This is a genomic window from Streptomyces sp. NPDC059092, assembly GCF_042756365.1.
GTDB lineage: Bacteria > Actinomycetota > Actinomycetes > Streptomycetales > Streptomycetaceae > Streptomyces.
On record NZ_JBHZEJ010000032.1, the window covers coordinates 1 to 17,961 of the forward strand.

The window sequence follows — 17,961 nt, forward strand, 5'->3', positions numbered from 1 at the left end:
GGCCGGGGCGGCGGGCGCGGCCTGAGCCGAGCCCGGGGCGCCGATGACGGCCAGCTTCGCGCCGACCTCGGCGGTCTCGTCCTCGCCGACCACGATCTCCAGCAGCACACCGGCGACCGGGGCGGGGATCTCGGTGTCGACCTTGTCGGTGGAGACCTCCAGCAGCGGCTCGTCCTCCGCGACCTCCTCGCCGACCTCCTTCAGCCAGCGGGTGACGGTGCCCTCGGTGACCGACTCGCCCAGCGCGGGCAGCGTGACATCGGTACCGGAGGCGCCACCGGCCGGGGCGGCGGGAGCGGACTCGGCGGCGGGCGCCGGAGCGGCCGGGGCCTCGGCAGCCGGAGCCGGGGCGGGCTCGGCGGCGGGGGCCGGCTCGGCCACGGGGGCCGGAGCGGCCTCCGTCGGCTGGGCCGCCGCGTGGCCGCCCGTACCGTCGTCGATGACGGCCAGCTCGGCGCCGACCTCGACGGTCTCGTCCTCGGCGACCTTGATGGACGCCAGCACACCGGCGACGGGCGCCGGGATCTCGGTGTCGACCTTGTCGGTCGACACCTCCAGCAGCGGCTCGTCGGCCTCGACGCGCTCGCCCTCGGCCTTCAGCCAGCGGGTGACAGTGCCCTCGGTGACGCTCTCGCCGAGCGCCGGCAGGGTTACGGAAACCGACATGGTTTCAGTTGCTCCTCACGGTGGTGTCTCCCCAGCTCGCGCGGAGCGCCGAGCGAGGGGAAGTACGGAAGTGGTCGTCGCGCCCGGACTGATCCATCAGTCGTGGGAGTGCAGCGGCTTGCCGGCCAGGGCCAGGTGGGCCTCGCCGAGCGCCTCGCTCTGGGTGGGGTGCGCGTGGATGAGCTGCGCGACCTCGGCCGGCAGAGCTTCCCAGTTGTAGATGAGCTGAGCCTCGCCGACCTGCTCGCCCATACGGTCACCGACCATGTGGACACCGACCACGGCACCGTCCTTGACCTGGACGAGCTTGATCTCACCGGCGGTCTTGAGGATCTTGCTCTTCCCGTTGCCCGCGAGGCTGTACTTGAGGGCGACGACCTTGTCCGCGCCGTAGATCTCCTTGGCCTTGGCCTCGGTGATGCCGACGGAGGCGACCTCGGGGTGGCAGTACGTCACCCGCGGCACGCCGTCGTAGTCGATCGGGACGGTCTTCAGACCGGCCAGCCGCTCGGCGACGAGGATGCCCTCGGCGAAGCCCACGTGCGCGAGCTGGAGGGTCGGGGCGAGGTCACCGACCGCCGAGATCGTCTCCACGTTCGTGCGCATGTACTCGTCGACGACGACATAGCCGCGGTCGATGGCGACGCCCTGCTCCTCGTACCCGAGGCCCTGCGAGACCGGGCCGCGGCCGATCGCGACCAGCAGCACCTCCGCCTCGAAGGTCTTGCCGTCGGCGAGCGTGACGCGGACGCCCGTCTCCGTGTACTCGGCCTTCTCGAAGAACGTACCGAGGTTGAACTTGATCCCGCGCTTGCGGAACGCGCGCTCCAGCAGCTTGGAGCTGTTCTCGTCCTCGACCGGGACCAGGTGCTTCAGACCCTCGACGACGGTGACGTCCGTACCGAAGGACTTCCACACCGAGGCGAACTCGACGCCGATGACGCCGCCGCCCAGGACGATCGCGGACTGCGGGACGCGGTTCAGCGTCAGCGCGTGGTCCGAGGAGATGATCCGGTCGCCGTCGATCTCCAGGCCCGGCAGCGACTTCGGTACGGAACCGGTCGCGAGAAGGACGTGGCGGCCCTGGACGCGCTGACCGTTCACGTCGACGCTGGTGGGGGAGGAGAGCCGGCCCTCACCCTCGATGAACGTCACCTTGCGGGAGGCGACCAGCCCCTGGAGCCCCTTGTACAGGCCCGCGATCACGTCGTCCTTGTACTTGTGGACCCCGGCGATGTCGATGCCCTCGAAGGTGGCCTTGACACCGAACTGCTCGCTCTCGCGCGCCTGGTCGGCGATCTCGCCGGCGTGCAGCAGGGCCTTCGTGGGGATGCAGCCGTTGTGCAGGCAGGTGCCGCCCAGCTTGTTCTTCTCGATCAGTGCGACGTCCAGACCAAGCTGCGCTCCGCGCAGCGCCGCGGCGTAACCGCCGCTACCGCCGCCGAGGATCACTAGGTCGAAAACGGTGCTGGCGTCGTTCGCCACGTCACGTCCTCCATGCATGTGCGCCGGGCGCGGTCTCACATCGACCGGGCGGCGGCTGGTCTTCGGCCGCTATGTCTTCGGCCCTGTGGTGGGGGCCCTGTCCTGCCGATTACCCATCTTCGCACGGTGCGCCGCCCGACGGGGTCGGGGGTCATGGTGCGAGCGGCACTCCCCGCCCGCACCATGACCCCCGTACCCACCACCCGCTCCGGGTCAGACCACGTCGCCCGCGGCGGTACGTTCCGCCAGCCGCACCAGGGTGCGGACCGAGGAGCCCGTGCCGCCCTTGGGGGTGTAGCCGTACGGTGCGCCCTCGTGGAACGCCGGGCCCGCGATGTCCAGGTGCGCCCAGCTGATGCCCTCGCCGACGAACTCCTTCAGGAAGAGGCCGGCGACGAGCCCGCCGCCCATCCGCTCACCGATGTTCGCCATGTCGGCGGTGGGGGAGTCCATGCCCTTGCGCAGGTCGGACGGGAGCGGCATCGGCCAGGACGCCTCGCCCGCCTCCTCGGCGATCTCGTGCAGGGACGTACGGAACGCGTCGTCGTTCGACATGATCCCGAAGGTGCGGTTGCCCAGCGCCACCATCATCGCGCCGGTCAGGGTCGCCACGTCCACGATCGCGTCCGGGTTCTCCTCCGAGGCGCGGGTCAGCGCGTCCGCCAGCACGAGCCGGCCCTCGGCGTCGGTGTTGAGGACCTCGACGGTCTTGCCGCTGTACATGCGCAGCACGTCACCGGGGCGGATCGCCGACCCCGACGGCATGTTCTCGGCCAGCGCCAGCCACCCGGTGATGTTGACCGGCAGACCCAGCCGCGCGGCGGTGACGACCGTGGCGAACACGGCGGCGGCGCCGCTCATGTCGCACTTCATCGTCTCGTTGTGCCCGGCCGGCTTCAGCGAGATGCCGCCCGAGTCGTACGTGATGCCCTTGCCGACGAGCGCGAGCGTCTTCTCCGCGCCGGGGTGCGTGTACGCGAGCTTCACCAGGCGCGGCGGGTTCACCGAGCCCTGGCCGACGCCGAGGATGCCGCCGTAGCCGCCCTTGGCGAGGGCCTTCTCGTCGAGGACCTGGACCTTGACGCCGTGCTCCTTGCCCGCGGCGGTGGCCACGGCGGCGAAGGACTCGGGCGTGAGGTCGTTCGGCGGGGTGTTCACCAGGTCACGGGCGCGGTTGACCTCCTCGGCCAGCGCGATCGCGCGCTCGGCCGCGGCCTTGTGGGCCTTGTCACGCGGCTTCGCGCCGACCAGCGCGACCTCGCCGAGCGGCTGCTTGGGGCCTTCGCCCTTCTTCGCGTTCTTCTCGCCGCCCTGGTAGGCGGTGAAGGCGTACGCGCCGAGCAGCGCGCCCTCGGCGATCGCCTCGATGTCCTCGACCGCCTCGATCGGCAGCGCGAAGGCCGCCTTCTTGACGCCGGAGAGGGCGCGCGCCGCGTTACCGGCGGCCCGGCGCAGCGTCTCGGTGCCGTACGTCTCGTCCTTCTCCGGTACGGGACCGAGGCCGACGACGAGGACGACCGGGGCCTTCAGGCCGCCCTGCGCGGGCAGCTTGGTCACCTCGCTCTCGCCGCCGGAGGCGCCGAGGGTCTCCAGAACGGCGGCGAGCTTCCCGCCGAACGCCTTGTCCACGTCCTCGGCGCCCGGAGCCGCCACCGGCCCCTTGGGGCCCTTCGCGACGCCGACGACGATCGCGTCGACGCGCAGGGTCGCCGCGCCGGCAGGCTTAAGAGTGAGAGCAGTCACGGTGGTGAAATCTCGCTTCCGTTGAGTTCCTGACGGCCGGGGGGTCGCACCGGCCGTGCCCGCCGCGTCGCCCGTACGGCCGCGCGCGGCGTGGACGAGCCTACGCTCAGTGATGGACGGGCCTCACAGCGGCGGCGGTTCACGCGTCTGTGGGGGTGTTCCCCACGTTTTGGCACGGAGCCGTACGGCGACGTCACGGCAGGGCGGCAGCGCGGTGCCGGCCCTGTCTCAGCCCGGTGTCAGCCCGGTGTCAGCGCGACGAGGACCACCGTCGCGGTCGTCTCCGCGAGCGCGCCGAACACATCGCCGGTGACCCCGCCGAAGCGCCGTACGCAGTGCGCCAGCAGCAGCCCCGCCGCACCGAGCCCGGCCACCACCGCCAGCGCGTGATGGACCGCTCCCGCCGCCCCGAAGAGCCCGCCCGCCGCCGCTCCCGCGCCGACGACCAGGACCGCCGCGCCCCAGGCGGCCCGGAGCGGGACCGTGCCAGCCACCGCCGCGCCCAGCCCCTCCGGCCTGGCCGGAGCCACGCCCGTACGGCAGCCGAGGGTGAGCGCGAGCCGGGAGACGAGCCCGGCCAGGACGACCGCCACCGCGCCCCGGGCCGGGCTCGCGCCGAACAGCTCCGCCACCGCCGCGACCTGCGCGAACAGCACCAGCAGCAGGGTGATCACGCCGAACGGGCCGATGTCCGACCGCTTCATGATCCGCAGCGCGTCCTCGGCGGGCTTGGCGCTGCCCAGACCGTCCGCCGTGTCCGCGAGACCGTCGAGGTGCAGCCCCCGGGTGAGGACGGCGGGCACCGCGACGGCCGCGACCCCGGCCAGCAGCGGCGAGGCGCCCGCGAGCAGCAGCCCCGCCCCGGCCGCCGCCGCGCAGCCGCCCACGGCGAGCCCGGCTGCCGGGGCGCTCAGCATTCCGGCACGGGCGGCCGTACGGTCCCAGCGCGCCACGCGGACGGGGAACACGGTGAGCGTGCCGAACGCGAAGCGCAGGCCGTCGGCGAGCGAGGCGCGGTCGTTCGTGGAGGTCATCGCGGGAAGGGTAGCCGGGCGCCGGCGGCGACCCCGGAGCAGGGCGGACGGCGGGCCGGGGAAGCGAAAGGCGCTAAATTGCGCATACGTGATAAACCGGCGTAAATCGGCGATGCGGGAGTGGGCGGCAGTGGGGGACTGGTTCCAGCGGAACATCACCGATCCCGGCAAGCTCCCCACCCTGCTCGCCCTCGCCTCCTTCGTCCTCACCTTCCTGCTCACGCGTACGGTCACCCGGCTCATCCGGGCCGGGAAGGGCCCGTTCCGTAACATCGCGCCGGGTGGGGTGCACATCCACCACGTGGTGCCCGGAGTGGTCCTCACCGTGGCCGGCGGCTTCGGCGCCGTCGACAGCGGACGCCACGGCGTCACCGCCTGCGTCTGCGCCGTGGTCTTCGGCGTCGGCGCGGGGCTCGTACTCGACGAGTTCGCGCTGATCCTCCACCTCAACGACGTCTACTGGAGCGAACAGGGCCGGCGGAGCGTGGAGGCCGTCATCCTCGCCGCCGCGCTCGCCCTGCTCGTCCTCAGCGGGTTCTCGCCGCTCGACGTCAACGCGCTCACCCCCGACCAGCAGCAGAACCGTGGCTCCGCGATCCTCACCATCCTCGTCAACTTCGTCTTCGTGCTCGTCGCGCTCCTCAAGGGCAAGCTCCGCATGGCCCTCATCGGCACGCTCGTGCCCTTCGTCGCGCTCATCGGCGCGATGCGGCTGGCCAGGCCAGGATCGCCGTACGCCCGCCGCCTCTACCGGGGCCGCCCCAGGGCGCGGGCGAGGGCGGAACTGCGCGCCTACCGCCGCGACCGGCGCTGGGCGGGCCCGCGCCGCCGCGTCCAGGACTGGATCGGCGGCACCCCGGACGGCCCGGAGCGGCTGCCCCGCTGACGTCCCGTCGCCTCGGCCGAGGTCGCGGCCCCCGGGCCGGCCTCCGGTCCGGTCAGCGGCGGAGCCGGGACCGTGACCCGCAGTGGAGCCGCCACTCCAGTACGGCGATCAGCGCCAGCACCGCCGCCGACGCCGCCAGATGCTCCCGGCCCGCCAGATTGTCCTTGAACAGGCACTCCCCGATCAGCGCCACGAGCAGCAGCCCCGCCGTCCACCACGCCCGGTACCGCCGGCACACGAACAGCGCGAGCCCCACGACCGCCGCCGAAGGGCCCGTGTCGACGATCTCCGCGTCCGACGCGGGCAGCCCCGGGAAGACCTGCGGCCCGAGCGCGACGCCGATCCGCGCGTACAGCGTCCCGGCCAGCGTCGCCACGTACGCGATCAGCAGCGTCCGCCACCGGCCCAGACAGATCTCCGCGACCCCGAAGACCAGCAGGATCTGCGCCAGCGCGCCCCACACCGGCAGGTCGAGCGCCGGGACGAACAGCGACAGCGGCGTACGGAGCAGGGCCGCCCAGAGCGGATCCTCGGCCCGTACCGCGCCGAGGTCCATCACCGGCCGGTACCCCCACGACCGGTTCTGCACGATCTGGAGGAGCGCCGTCAGACACACGGCCGTCAGCGTCATCGGGACGGCCCGCGCCCGCCGCTTGGACAGGGTGATCCACAGGGTCGTCAGCAGCGGCCCCCACTCCCGCCGGGCGAACCGGCGCAGCCGCGTACGGAGCGCCGCCCCCCTCGCCCCCTCTGTCACCGGCGGCTCTCCAGCCGTCTGCGACGCAGCCACGCCGGCAGCCCCGGAGCCTCCAGGAAACCCTCGGCGCGGCCCGCCGCGAGCCCGATGCGCAGCAGGTCCGCACTCTTCTCGAAGAGCAGGAAACGTGGCTCCCAGACCGGCCGGTACTTGGCGTTGGCGCGGTACAGCGACTCGATCTGCCACCACCGGGAGAAGAAGCTGAGCAGCGAACGCCACAGCCGCAGCACCGGCCCCGCGCCCAGCTTCGCGCCACGCTCGAAGACGGACCGGAACATCGCGAAGTTCAGCGAGACCTGAGCGATCCCGATCTCGTCGGACCGCTGGAGGAGTTCGATCACCATGAACTCCATCAGGCCGTTCTCACCGTCCCGGTCACGGCGCATCAGATCGAGCGAGAGGCCGTGCGGGCCCCACGGCACGAAACTCAGCACCGCCCGCAACTCACCCTTCCCGTCGAGGCATTCGAGCATCACGCACCGCCCGTCGTCCGGATCGCCCAGCCGGCCCAGCGCCATCGAGAAACCCCGCTCGGTGGCACCGTCGCGCCAGTCGTCCGCGCGCCGCAGCAACCCGGCCATCTCCTCGGCGGGGATGTCCTCGTGACGCCGGATCCGGACCCGGTAACCGGCCCGCGCGACCCGGTTGTACGCCTGCCGCACCGTCCGCATCGCCCGCCCCTCCAGCGCGGCGGACTTCCCCCGCGGGCGCCCCGGACGCCCCGTGACCGACCAGTCGGCGGTCTCCACCAGCGCCTCGTCCCCCAGCTCCAGCGCGTCCAGGCCATGCCGGGCGTAGATCGTCCCGGCCTCCTCGCTCGCCCCCATCACCGCCGGGATCCAGCCGTGTTGCCGCGCCTGCGCCAGCCACGGCGTGATCGCCCCCGGCCACGCCTCCGGATCCCCGATCGGATCCCCGGACGCCAGCGACACCCCGCCCACCACGCGGTAGGCGACGGCGGCCTTCCCCGTCGGGGACCACATCACGCTCTTCTCGCGGCGCAGCGCGAAATAGCCCAGCGAGTCCCGCTCGCCGTACCGGTCGAGCAGCACCCGCAGCCGCGCCTCGTCGTCCACCGTCAGCGGATCCACCGCGCGCCGCGCGCGGAACGCCGCGTACACCACCGCGAGCAGCAGCAGCGTCGAGAGGACGTTGACGACCACATCGACCCAGCCGGGCGTGGAGATCCCCGGGAACCGCGCCTCGTCCGCCGCCAGCGAGACCAGCCGCATCGTGCCGTACCGCCACCGCTCGGCGAACGAAGAACCGCCGTGCGCCGTGTTCGTGACCGTCACCAGCAGCGCCGCCAGCAGCGAGGCCACCAGCAGCCCGCCCACCGCGACCACCGCGGCCAGCCGCGGATTGGACCGGTCACCCTTGGCGTAGAACTCGCGGCGCCCCAGCAGCAGCGCCGCGACGAACGAGGCCGTCAGCCCCAGCGAGACCCAGTTCTGCGCGTAGTGCCGGATCTCCGCGAACGTCATCGCGAACGAGAACAGCAGCAGGAAGAGCCCGGAGATCACCAGATTGAGGATCCACGCGGCACGCTTGCGGCGGCGCATCGTGATCGCCAGGAAGAGGGTGAAGACCCCGGAGGCGAACCCCGCCGTCAGCAGGTACGGCGTGAAGTGGTCGTCGACGTTGTGCCGACGCAGATCCTGCCCGAGCGAGACCCACACCGCGCTCAGGAAATTGATGAAGGTGACGGTCCGCAGGTACCAGACGGCGTACGCGGCGGCCCGCAGCGAACGGGCCGTACCCCGGCCCGGAGTCTCCCGCGGGCCCGGGGCGCCCGCCCGGGTCGATCGGTCGGCAAGCACGTGGACTTCTCCCATGAAACGCGATCATATGGGGCATCGCGCTCCATGCCGGGTGATGCGGCGGCCCGTCCAGGCCGCCGCATCCGATGCCCTACTCCGTCGTGGTCACCCCGTCGGACCCGGCGACGCCGACGGCGTCCCCGGCCTCCTCCGAGGCCTCAGGTCCTGGCCTCTCCGGCAGCTCCGCCGCGAGGGCGGCGGCGGCCTGGACAAGGGGAAGCGCGAGCAGCGCCCCGGAACCCTCCCCCACAGTGACGCCCTGATCGAGCAGCGGGTTGAGCGCCATCCTGTCCAGCGCCTTCGCCTGCGCCGGCTCCCCGCTCACCTGGCCGGCCAGCCACCAGTCCGGAGCCCGGAACGCCGCCCGCTGCCCCACGAGCGCACACGCCGCCGACACCACACCGTCCAGGATCACCGGCATCCGGCGCACCGCGCTCTGGAGCAGGAACCCCGTCATCGCCGCCAGATCCGCGCCGCCCACCGCCGCCAGCAACTCCACCTGGTCCCCGAGCACCGGCCGCGCCCGGCGCAGCGCGTCCCGCACCGCGGCGCACTTGCGCATCCACGCCAGATCGTCGATCCCCGCCCCGCCCCGCCCCGTCACCACGGAGGCGTCCGTGCCGCACAGCGCCGCGATCAACGTGGCCGCGGCCGTCGTACCGCCCACACTGAGATCGCCGAGGACCACCAGATCCGTCCCCGAATCCGCCTCCTCGTCCGCGATCGCCATCCCGAGCCGTACGGCACGCTCCGCCTCGTCCGCCGTCAGGGCGTCCTCGACATCGATCCGCCCGCTGCCGCGCCGCACCCGGTGGCGCACGACCTCCTCGGGCAGCAGGGCCGGATCACAGTCCAGCCCCGCGTCCACGACCCGCACGGACACCCCGGCCCGCCGGGCCAGCACGGCGACCGGGCTCGCACCGTCCAGCACCGCCCGCACCAGGACATGCGCACTGCCCGCGGGCCGGCCCGACACGCCGAGACCGGCGACACCGTGATCCCCGGCGAACAGCACCACACGTGGCCGCTCGACCGCCCGCACCGGTACGGAACCCTGCGCGGCCGAGAGCCACTCACCCAACTCGTCGAGGCGCCCCAGCGCCCCCGGTGCCACGACCAGCCGCTCCCGGCGTTCCTCGGCGTCGCGCCGGGTACCGCTGTCGGGGCGCTCGATCAGATCGGAGAAGTCATCGAGATTAAGCGAACTCATCCGGCGACAGTACCGCGCTCTTTTTGAGGGCTCGGTTCGCCTCCGGGGCGCTTGCCGTACTCATCAGCGGCCTCCGGCCGCGGGCACCGCCGACGGTCGGCCGTCCTCTGTCATCGGAGAGTGAGCGCCTGCCCGGCGACCACCAGGAGCACCTGCTCGCACTCGTCCGCCACCGCCGCGTTCAGCCGGCCCAGTTCGTCGCGGAAGCGGCGGCCCGAGCGGGTGGCCGGGACCACGCCCGAGCCCACCTCGTTCGTCACCGCCACCACCGTGCGCCGCGTGGCCCTGACCGCCGCGACCAGTCCGGCCGTTCGTTCGCGCAGCGCCTTCTCGCCGCCCGACGACCATGCCGCGTCGTCCCACGCGTTCACCTGGTCCATCGCGTCCGTCAGCCACAGCGACAGGCAGTCGATCAGCAGCGGCGGGCCCGCCGCCTCCAGCAGCGGGACCAGGTCGCAGGTCTCCGCCGTGCGCCAGGAGCCGGGGCGGCGCTCGCGATGGGTACGGACGCGCTCCTCCCACTCCGTGTCGCCGCCCCGGGCGCCGCCCGTCGCCACGTACAGCACCCCGGGGAACGCCGCCAGCCGCCGCTCCGCCTCCCAGGACTTCCCCGAGCGCGCCCCGCCCGTCACCAGCGTGCGCCGCGGCACCTCGGGGACCGGGTGGTACGCGCCCACCGTCAGCGTCGTCCCGTCGGGGACCGCCCGCGCGCCCGCCGCCGCCAGCCGCCGCACCAGCTCCGGCCCCGGCGGCACGTCGTGGTCGAGATGGACGGCGACGACATCCGTGTCGGGGCCGACAGCGCCCGCCGCGCGCAGCCGGGCCACCGCGTCGGGGCGTCCGACGACATCGGCGGCGACCATGTCGTACGGGGCCGGGGCGGCCGGCGTACGGCCGTTGCCGCCGCTCACCCCGGCCGGTGCGCCGCCCGGCGGGAGATGCAGCAGCCGCTCGCCGCCGGGGCCCGTCACCTCGTACCCGGTGCCCGGCGCGTCCATCGCCACCGCCCGTACCCGGTGGCCGCTGAGCATCGTCAGCACCCGGCCGTCCGCGACGCGCCCCGCCGACGGCAGCCCCGCGGGCAGCTCCACCGCGGGGCCGTCGTGCGGATGGGTGAGCAGGACCTGCCGTACCCCCGCCAGGGAGTGGCCCGCGCGCGCCGCGGCGAGCGCGGCCCCCGGGGTCAGGTCGAGCAGCAGCACACCGTCCACGAGGAGGGACGTGGCGGCCCGGGCCCACGGGCCGCGGGCGGTCGCGCAGGCGGCACAGGGGCAGTGGGGGCGGGGGAGACCGGTGGGGGCACCGGTGCCGAGCAGAGTCAGTTCCACAGGGATGATCCTGCCGCGTCAGCGCGTACGGTGCGCGCCCGGCTACGCTGCGGGCAGGTAGATCGATCAGTTCCGCGGGAGCCGGGAGGCGCACATGGCGTGGATGTGGCGGTTCGAGAAGGCCGACGGGACGGAGGTCCCGCCGGCGGTGGAGCCGGAGGAGTTCACGACGCAGGGGGACGCCGAGTCATGGGTCGGTGAGGTCTGGAGAGAACTCCTGGACGGAGGCGCGGCCCAGGTGTCGCTGTTCGAGGACGGCGCCAAGATCTACGGCCCGATGAGCCTCCAGGCCGAGCCGACCTGACCCGGACACCGGTGAGCCCCTGAACCGTCGGGCCGTACGCACGTGATCCTCGCGCGCGTACGGCCCGGCGCGGGCGAGCGCGTACGGGCCTGTCACGGGCAGTCTGTACGGCCTGACCAGGCAAGTTCGTGCGTTCGACGCCTTGCGGGCCCGGACGGCCCTGTGCCGCCGGACCCGTACGGCCCGGTACGGCCGACCCGTCCGGGCCTGACCGGGAAGGCCCGTACGGCCCGACGCGGGCCAGCCCGGACCGCCCGCTCGGTCACATCTCGCCCAGCGTGGCCTCCGCCGTCCTGGTCCCGCCGCCCCGCGTGAAGGTCACCTTCACCCGCTGCCCCGGCTTGTCCGCCGCGAGGACCTCGGAGAGCGAGGCGATCGTCGTCACCCGCGTGCCGCCGACCGCGGTGATGATGTCCCCGGCCCTGATCCCCGCGTCCGCCGCCGCGCCGCCCTTCCGCGCGGTGACGACCGCGACGCCCGCCGGCTGGAAGTCGGGGCCGACGACCGTACGCCCCGTGATGCCCAGCGCGGCCCGGCCCGAGTCGACGACCCGGCCGTGCTTGATGATCTGGTCGGCGACCGTCCTGACCATCGACACGGGGATCGCGAAGCCGATCCCCGGCGCGGTGCCGTTGCCCAGCTCCGGATCGGTCGCCGCCAGGGTCGGGATGCCGATCACCTCGCTGTCCAGATTGACCAGCGCGCCCCCGCTGTTGCCCGGGTTGATCGCCGCCGAGGTCTGCACCATGTTGGCGATGGTGGCCCCCGTACCGCCCCCCGCCGCGCCCTCGCTGACGGTCCTCCCGACCGCCGAGACGATGCCCTGCGTGACGCTGCTCGACAGCCCGAGCGGCGAGCCCATCGCGAGCACGATCTGACCGACCGCCACCTTCGCGGTGTCACCGAACGCCGCCGCCTTCAGCCCGCGCGGGATCGTGTCGAGCTTGATGACGGCGAGGTCCTGCTCGGGAAAGCTGGAGACCAGCTCGGCGCGCAGCGGCTGCTCGCTGTTGGCGACGGTCACCGTGAAGGTCCGGCCGCTGCCGATCACATGGGCGTTGGTGACGATGTGGCCCTGCCCGTCGTAGACGACGCCCGAGCCCAGGCTGTTCCCGGCCTCGATCTGCACGACCGACGGCAGGACGTTCCTGATCACGGTCTCGTAGGCGGTCTGGAGGTCGTTCCCGGAGCGCTGGGTGAGCGGCGCGGGCTGTGCGGAGTGCGCGGCCCGCGCCGGCCGCTGGGCGGCGACCTGCGCCGTACCGGCGGGGGAGCAGCCGGCGGCCAGGGCGACCGCGCAGAGCGCGGCGGTCAGGGGCGGCGGCACCCGGTACGCGGGGCGGCGACGGCGGCGGGAGGGGAGGGAAGCATCCATGGCGGGATTATCCCGTTTGTCCGCCTTTCCGGCTCGCGGTGCGCCGGCGGTCAGCGCGCCGCCGCCAGGAACTGCGTCGCCGCCAGCTCCCCGTACAGCGGATCGTTCGCCACCAGCTCCTCGTGCGTGCCCACCGCGCGCACCTTGCCCGCGTCCATCACCACGATCCGGTCGGCGAGCGTCACCGTCGACAGCCGGTGCGCCACCACCAGCACCGTCACCTCCCGCGCGGCCTCCGCCACCACATCGCGCAGCGCCAGCTCGTTGACCGCGTCGAGCTGCGACGTCGCCTCGTCCAGGAGCAGCAGCCGCGGCCGGCGCAGCAGCGCCCGCGCGATCGCCACGCGCTGCCGCTCACCGCCCGACAGCTTCGAACCGCGGTGGCCGACCAGCGTCTCCAGACCGTCCGGCAGCCGGTCGACGAGCCCGTCCAGCCTGGACCGTACGAGAACCTCCCGGATGCTCTCCTCGGAGGCGTCCGGCGCCGCGAAGACCAGATTCTCGCGGAGCGTCCCCGCCAGCACGGGCGCGTCCTGCTCGACATAGCCGATCGCCGCCCGCAGCTCGGAGAGCGGCCACTCCCGTACGTCCCTGCCGTCCACCAGCACCCGGCCGCCGGTCGCCTCGTAGAACCGCTCCAGCATCCCGAACACGGTGGTCTTGCCCGCGCCGGACGGGCCGACGAACGCGGTCATCCCCGGTCCCGGCACCTCGAAGGAGACACCGTGATGGACGTAAGGAAGGTCCTCGCGGTACCGGAAGGTGACGTCCTCGAAGGCCACCGACGCGGGCCCGGCGGCCTCCGTGGGCCCCGACGGCGCCGAAGGCTCCAGTGTCTCCGTGCCCAGCCGCTCCGCCTCCACGATCCGCGCCACCGCCGCCGACCCCACCTGGTACTGCGTGACCGCTCCCACCAGCTTCGACACCGGGTCGATCAGATAGAACAGGAACAGCAGGAACGCCACCAGCGTCGATACGGAGATGGCCCCCGAGGCCACCCGCGCCCCGCCGATCCCCAGTACCGCCAGGAACGACACCTGCACGGCCAGACCGACCGAGGACCCGGCCACCGACTGCCACTTCGCCGCCCTGACCCCGTGCAGCCACGCCTCCTGGGCCGCCGCCCCCACCACGGCGGTCTCCCGCTCCTCGGCGCCCGACGCCTTGACCGTGCGGAACGCCCCGAAGGCCCGCTCCAGCACCGCCGAGATGTGGCCGACGGCCTCCTGCGAGCGCTTCGTCGCCCGCGAGATCCGCGGCATCACCAGCGCGACGGCGCCGCCGATCACCACGATCACCCCCAGCGTGACCCCGAGCAGCACCGGGTCCAGCCAGCCCATCAGCGCGATCGTCGCCACGAACGCCAGCCCGCCGGTGACGGCCGAGACGATCGACTGGGTGGTCACGGCGCGCAGCAGCGTGGTGTCGGAGGTGATCCGGGACATCAGATCGCCCGGCTGGGTCCGCTCCACCTCCGGGAGCCGCAGCCGCAGCAGCCGTCCTATCAGGGTGCGGCGGGCGGCCAGGACGACGGACTCGGCGGTCCGCTCCAGGAGGTACGAGCCCACCGCCTCGATCGCCGTACCGAACACCACCAGCGCCGTCAGGACCAGCAGGATGCCCGTGATCGAGGAGTCGCCGCCGAGGCGGTCCACCAGCTCCCGCGCGGCGAGCGGCTGGGCCAGCCCGCTCGCCGCCCCCAGCAGTGCGAGGAACGCGCCGAGGGCGACGGTCCTGCGGTGCGGCCGGAAGTGCCGGTAGAGGGCCTGCCAGGTCTCCCGGGCGGCCAGTGGGGGCGTCCCGGGTCCGTCGTTCTTGATCTTCTTGTCCTTCTCGGCGCCGCTCGCGGGGCTCACTGTGGTCACTCCGGTGAGGACGCGGTGACGGCCCGGTCACCTGAGCGGGCCGCGCCCCCGCTCACCCGGGACGCTCTCAGCCGCGCACGCCGCACAGATGCAGCAGGGCCGCCACCCCGCGGTACGGATCCGTACGCCCCGCCCGGTCCTCCGCCGCCAGCAGCCGCTCCAGCGCCTCACCGGCGGGCGGCCGCGCTTCGTCGGCCGCCCCGTCCGTGAGGACCCGTACGCCGTACCAGACGTGCAGCGGCGCGGCGATCCCCGCCAGGGTCGCCGTCAGCGCCTCCAGCCGGTCCGCCCGTACGTGCAGGCCCAGCCGGTTCGTGTACGTGTCCGCGTCGAAGGCGTCCAGCGCCCCCGCCCAGTCGCCGGCCACGCCGGGCCGCATCGCCAGGCTGTTCCCGTTCCGTACCAGCAGCGACAGCAGACCGCCCGGGGCCAGCATCCTGGCCAGCCCCGCGAGCAGCGCGTCCGGCTCGTTCACGTACATCAGCACGCCGTGGCAGAGGACGATGTCGAAACTGCCGGGCAGGAAGTGCACCCCGGTCTCCAGGCCGTCACCCTCGATCAGCCTGACCCGCTCACGTATCCCCGCGGGCTCCGTGGCCAGCGCCTCGCGCGCCGTCGCCAGCATCCCGGCGTCCGACTCCAGACCCGTCACGGCGTGTCCCGCGCGCGCCAGCCGCAGGGCCTGTGTGCCCTGGCCCATACCGACGTCGAGGACCCGCAGCCGCCGTCCGACCGGGAAGCGACCTGCTATCTGCTCGTCGAGCTGGCGCGCGACCAGCTCCTGGCGGACCACGTTCCGTAGCCCACCCAGCCCGGCGAGCCAGCTCGCCGAGCCACCCGCGAAGCCGGAGACCTCAGCGCTCAGGGCCGCTCTCCACGCTTGACCTGCGGCTTGGGCAGCCGCAGCCGGCGCATCTGGAGCGTACGCATCAGGCCGTAGGCCACCGCGCCGCGCTTGGGGGTGTCGGGGAAGCGCTCGGCGAGCTGCTTCTTCAGCCGCAGCCAGATACCGATCGAGTCGACGACGATCATCACGATCACACCGAGCCACAGCAGCAGCGCGATGTTCTGGAGCGAGCCGACCCGCACCATGCTCAGCACGAGGATCACCACCGCGAGCGGCAGGAAGAACTCGGCGACGCAGAAACGCGAGTCGACGTAGTCACGGACGAAGCGGCGCACCGGCCCCTTGTCACGGACAGGCAGATAGCGCTCGTCACCGTTGGCCAGTGCCTCGCGCTGCCGGGCCAGATCCACACGGCGCGCCTCGCGCTGCTGCTTCATGGCCGACTTGCGGTCGGTCGGCGTGGTGCTGGCACGCCGTCGCTGCGACTGTGCCTCACTGCGCTTGGGGGTCGGGCGGCCCTTCGGGGCCTGCGGGTCGCGGGGCGTGGAGAGGTCCGCCGTCACCTTGGTGGCGGTGGCCTTCTCTTCCTTCGAGCGGCTTCGGAACACAAAGCCCAAGGGTACGGGGTGTCGTGGTTCGACCCCACCCCGGTGGGGAACGATCCCGCAACGGCGTACGTCTGTACTGGGACAGACCCGACTTTGCGCCACTTTCCCTGATGGTCATCTACTCCCTGCGCCTGAGAACGAGGCGGAGCAGTCGTCCTTGGGGATGAGCGCATCCGAGCTGGAACAGTGCGGTAATAGAGGCAGGGCCCGTACTGTGGGTTCTGTTGGAGTGCTGGAGCTGTAGTCCGTCAGAAGGGGGCGCGCGAAGCCCATGAGCGGTGTCATGAAGCGTATGGGGATGATCTTCCGCGCGAAAGCCAACAAGGCCCTTGACCGGGCCGAGGATCCGCGCGAGACCCTTGACTACTCGTATCAGAAGCAGCTCGAACTGCTGCAGAAGGTACGCCGCGGCGTCGCCGACGTCGCGACGTCCCGCAAGCGCCTGGAGTTGCAGCTCAACCAGTTGCAGGGCCAGTCGAGCAAGCTGGAGGACCAGGGCCGCAAGGCACTGGCGCTCGGCCGGGAGGACCTCGCCCGCGAAGCGCTGTCCCGCCGCGCCTCGCTCCAGCAGCAGGTCACGGACCTGGAGACGCAGCACCAGACCCTCCAGGGCGAGGAGGAGAAGCTGACCCTCGCCGCCCAGCGCCTCCAGGCCAAGGTCGACGCCTTCCGCACGAAGAAGGAGACGATCAAGGCCACCTACACCGCCGCCCAGGCACAGACCCGGATCGGTGAGGCCTTCTCCGGCATCTCCGAGGAGATGGGCGACGTCGGCATGGCGATCCAGCGCGCCGAGGACAAGACCGCCCAGCTCCAGGCGCGCGCCGGCGCCATCGACGAACTGCTGGCCTCCGGAGCCCTCGACGACCACTCCGGGCTCGCCAAGGACGACATCGCGACGGAGCTGGACCGCATCTCCGGCGGCTCCGACGTGGAGCTGGAGCTGCAGCGCATGAAGGCCGAGCTGGCCGGCGGCTCGACCCAGAAGCAGGCGATCGAGGGCGGCGCGGCCGACCCTCAGGACGCGCCCCCCAGCCAGCACAAATTCGACAAGCAGTAGGGAATCGTCATGATCGTACGGATCATGGGGGAGGGCCAGGTGAAGCTGGCGGACAGCCACTTCACCGCGCTCGACAAACTGGACGACGAACTGCTGGCCGAGGTCAGGAACAGCGACGAGGACGGCTTCCGCCGCACCTTCCACGCGCTCCTGGCCAAGGTGCGCGAACTGGGCGAACCACTGCCCGCCGACGCGCTGGAACCGTCGGAGCTGATCCTGCCGTCCCCGGACGCCACGCTGGAGGAGGTCAGGGCCCTCCTGAACGACGACGGCCTGATCCCTGCCTCTTTTTAAGGCTCGGTTCGCCTCCGGGGCTCCCTTTTTTTGGGGCTCGGTTCGCCTCCGGGGCGCCTCATGCCACTGCCGACGGTCGACCGTGCTCGGTTCGTTCGTTCCTCACGAACCTGCGCGCGCTCTCCCTTTCGACAGCGGCGCGCCCCTTCGGCTCACTCGCCGGCGGCGGTGAGGCTGCCCTGCTGCCCGGCGCCGGTGAGGTGAGGGGTGGCCTGGCTCGGCTGCGGTGAGGTTGCCGTACTGCCCGGCGATGGGACGGGACCCCGTGGTCCGGGGCCGTTCTGCGGCAGGGTGCTCTCCGGCGCACCATGGAAGGGCAGGGGGGGCTCAGAAGGGGGCAGAGGACCCGATAAGGGGGGCCCAGTCAGTTGGAGGTACGAGTCCGATGGCCACGTTCATGGACATCCACCACGGCATGCGCGACATCACCGGTGACCAGCTCCGGGAGGCCCACAACGCCGACCTCGCCGTCGAGAGCCAGGAGAACGTCCACTTCCAGCACGCCTGGGCCGACCCGGCCTCCGGCGATGTCTTCTGCCTCTCCGAGGCGCCCTCGGCCGAGGCCGTGCAGCGCGTCCATGAGCGCGCCGGCCACCGGGCGGACGAGGTCCACCCCATACCGTTCGCCGTGTGAGACCGGTCTTCCCCGGCGGGCACCGGGGGCCCGGCGCGCACCGTA

Annotated in this window: 17 protein-coding genes; 5 read left to right on the forward strand and 12 right to left on the reverse strand. The window is 72.8% G+C overall.

Annotated elements, in window-relative coordinates; genetic code table 11:
- The 4 genes from ACFXPL_RS19730 to ACFXPL_RS19745 form a co-directional block, all read right to left on the reverse strand.
- Nucleotides 1-666, reverse strand: a 666-nt coding sequence (locus ACFXPL_RS19730) for a biotin/lipoyl-containing protein (protein ID WP_384920733.1), incomplete at its 3' end; no start/stop codon positions are given.
- 96 nt (nt 667-762) lie between these two features.
- Nucleotides 763-2,151, reverse strand: coding sequence for a dihydrolipoyl dehydrogenase (lpdA, locus tag ACFXPL_RS19735; protein WP_384920736.1), 1,389 nt, complete (start codon nt 2,149-2,151; stop codon nt 763-765).
- A gap of 213 nt (nt 2,152-2,364) precedes the next feature.
- Nucleotides 2,365-3,894, reverse strand: coding sequence for a leucyl aminopeptidase (locus ACFXPL_RS19740; RefSeq protein WP_384920738.1), 1,530 nt, complete (start codon nt 3,892-3,894; stop codon nt 2,365-2,367).
- A gap of 239 nt (nt 3,895-4,133) precedes the next feature.
- Nucleotides 4,134-4,928: an adenosylcobinamide-GDP ribazoletransferase gene (locus ACFXPL_RS19745; protein ID WP_384920741.1), complete on the reverse strand. Its 795-nt coding sequence runs from the start codon at nt 4,926-4,928 to the stop codon at nt 4,134-4,136.
- Nucleotides 4,929-5,058: 130 nt separating this feature from the next.
- Between ACFXPL_RS19745 and ACFXPL_RS19750 the strand changes: the two genes are divergently transcribed.
- Nucleotides 5,059-5,814 (forward strand): hypothetical protein, encoded by a 756-nt coding sequence (locus ACFXPL_RS19750; RefSeq protein WP_384920933.1) that lies wholly within the window; start codon nt 5,059-5,061, stop codon nt 5,812-5,814.
- A gap of 52 nt (nt 5,815-5,866) precedes the next feature.
- Here the strand turns inward: ACFXPL_RS19750 and ACFXPL_RS19755 are convergent, their stop codons facing one another.
- The 4 genes from ACFXPL_RS19755 to ACFXPL_RS19770 form a co-directional block, all read right to left on the reverse strand.
- Nucleotides 5,867-6,571 carry a hypothetical protein gene (locus ACFXPL_RS19755; protein ID WP_384920744.1) on the reverse strand — a complete coding sequence of 235 codons (705 nt, stop codon included), beginning with the start codon at nt 6,569-6,571 and terminating at the stop codon, nt 5,867-5,869.
- Nucleotides 6,568-8,406, reverse strand: a complete 1,839-nt coding sequence (locus ACFXPL_RS19760) for a phosphatidylglycerol lysyltransferase domain-containing protein (RefSeq protein WP_384920747.1) — start codon at nt 8,404-8,406, stop codon at nt 6,568-6,570. Before ACFXPL_RS19760 ends, ACFXPL_RS19755 begins: the two co-directional genes overlap by 4 nt.
- Before the next feature lie 76 nt (nt 8,407-8,482).
- Complete coding sequence (gene cobT, locus ACFXPL_RS19765; RefSeq protein ID WP_384920750.1) at nt 8,483-9,601, reverse strand: nicotinate-nucleotide--dimethylbenzimidazole phosphoribosyltransferase; 1,119 nt, start codon at nt 9,599-9,601, stop codon at nt 8,483-8,485.
- A 110-nt stretch (nt 9,602-9,711) separates the two neighbouring features.
- Nucleotides 9,712-10,929, reverse strand: coding sequence for a bifunctional adenosylcobinamide kinase/adenosylcobinamide-phosphate guanylyltransferase (locus tag ACFXPL_RS19770; RefSeq protein WP_384920753.1), 1,218 nt, complete (start codon nt 10,927-10,929; stop codon nt 9,712-9,714).
- Between the two features lie 94 nt (nt 10,930-11,023).
- Here ACFXPL_RS19770 and ACFXPL_RS19775 point away from each other — a divergent pair, with 94 nt between their 5' ends.
- Nucleotides 11,024-11,233, forward strand: coding sequence for a hypothetical protein (locus ACFXPL_RS19775; protein ID WP_384920756.1), 210 nt, complete (start codon nt 11,024-11,026; stop codon nt 11,231-11,233).
- A gap of 262 nt (nt 11,234-11,495) precedes the next feature.
- Here the strand turns inward: ACFXPL_RS19775 and ACFXPL_RS19780 are convergent, their stop codons facing one another.
- The 4 genes from ACFXPL_RS19780 to ACFXPL_RS19795 all read right to left on the reverse strand — a co-directional run bounded on the left by ACFXPL_RS19780 (nt 11,496) and on the right by ACFXPL_RS19795 (nt 15,928).
- On the reverse strand, nt 11,496-12,608 hold the full coding sequence (locus ACFXPL_RS19780) for a S1C family serine protease (protein ID WP_384920759.1): 1,113 nt from the start codon (nt 12,606-12,608) through the stop codon (nt 11,496-11,498).
- A gap of 50 nt (nt 12,609-12,658) precedes the next feature.
- Nucleotides 12,659-14,398, reverse strand: coding sequence for an ABC transporter ATP-binding protein (locus ACFXPL_RS19785; RefSeq protein WP_384920936.1), 1,740 nt, complete (start codon nt 14,396-14,398; stop codon nt 12,659-12,661).
- A 142-nt stretch (nt 14,399-14,540) separates the two neighbouring features.
- Entirely contained in the window at nt 14,541-15,266 is a 726-nt protein-coding gene (locus ACFXPL_RS19790; protein WP_384920763.1) for a class I SAM-dependent methyltransferase, read from the reverse strand.
- Between the two features lie 68 nt (nt 15,267-15,334).
- Entirely contained in the window at nt 15,335-15,928 is a 594-nt protein-coding gene (locus ACFXPL_RS19795; RefSeq protein ID WP_384920766.1) for a DUF3043 domain-containing protein, read from the reverse strand.
- A gap of 283 nt (nt 15,929-16,211) precedes the next feature.
- Between ACFXPL_RS19795 and ACFXPL_RS19800 the strand changes: the two genes are divergently transcribed.
- The 3 genes from ACFXPL_RS19800 (at nt 16,212) to ACFXPL_RS19810 (ending at nt 17,916) form a co-directional block, all read left to right on the forward strand.
- Entirely contained in the window at nt 16,212-16,988 is a 777-nt protein-coding gene (locus ACFXPL_RS19800; RefSeq protein ID WP_384920769.1) for a PspA/IM30 family protein, read from the forward strand.
- 9 nt (nt 16,989-16,997) lie between these two features.
- A complete protein-coding gene (locus tag ACFXPL_RS19805; RefSeq protein ID WP_384920772.1) occupies nt 16,998-17,282 on the forward strand; it encodes a hypothetical protein in 285 nt (94 codons plus the stop codon).
- Between the two features lie 385 nt (nt 17,283-17,667).
- Nucleotides 17,668-17,916: an SCO4226 family nickel-binding protein gene (locus tag ACFXPL_RS19810; protein WP_384920775.1), complete on the forward strand. Its 249-nt coding sequence runs from the start codon at nt 17,668-17,670 to the stop codon at nt 17,914-17,916.
- Nucleotides 17,917-17,961: the final 45 nt, after the last annotated feature.

Bases quoted from the DNA above. Each gene is read 5' to 3' on its own strand.
- ACFXPL_RS19805 (WP_384920772.1), top strand. From the start codon at position 16,998: ATGATCGTACGGATCATGGGGGAGGGCCAGGTGAAGCTGGCGGACAGC.
- cobT (WP_384920750.1), bottom strand. From the start codon at position 9,601: ATGAGTTCGCTTAATCTCGATGACTTCTCCGATCTGATCGAGCGCCCC.
- ACFXPL_RS19745 (WP_384920741.1), bottom strand. From the start codon at position 4,928: ATGACCTCCACGAACGACCGCGCCTCGCTCGCCGACGGCCTGCGCTTC.
- ACFXPL_RS19760 (WP_384920747.1), bottom strand. From the start codon at position 8,406: ATGGGAGAAGTCCACGTGCTTGCCGACCGATCGACCCGGGCGGGCGCC.
- ACFXPL_RS19780 (WP_384920759.1), bottom strand. From the start codon at position 12,608: ATGGATGCTTCCCTCCCCTCCCGCCGCCGTCGCCGCCCCGCGTACCGG.
- ACFXPL_RS19810 (WP_384920775.1), top strand. From the start codon at position 17,668: ATGGCCACGTTCATGGACATCCACCACGGCATGCGCGACATCACCGGT.
- ACFXPL_RS19800 (WP_384920769.1), top strand. From the start codon at position 16,212: ATGAAGCGTATGGGGATGATCTTCCGCGCGAAAGCCAACAAGGCCCTT.
- ACFXPL_RS19775 (WP_384920756.1), top strand. From the start codon at position 11,024: ATGGCGTGGATGTGGCGGTTCGAGAAGGCCGACGGGACGGAGGTCCCG.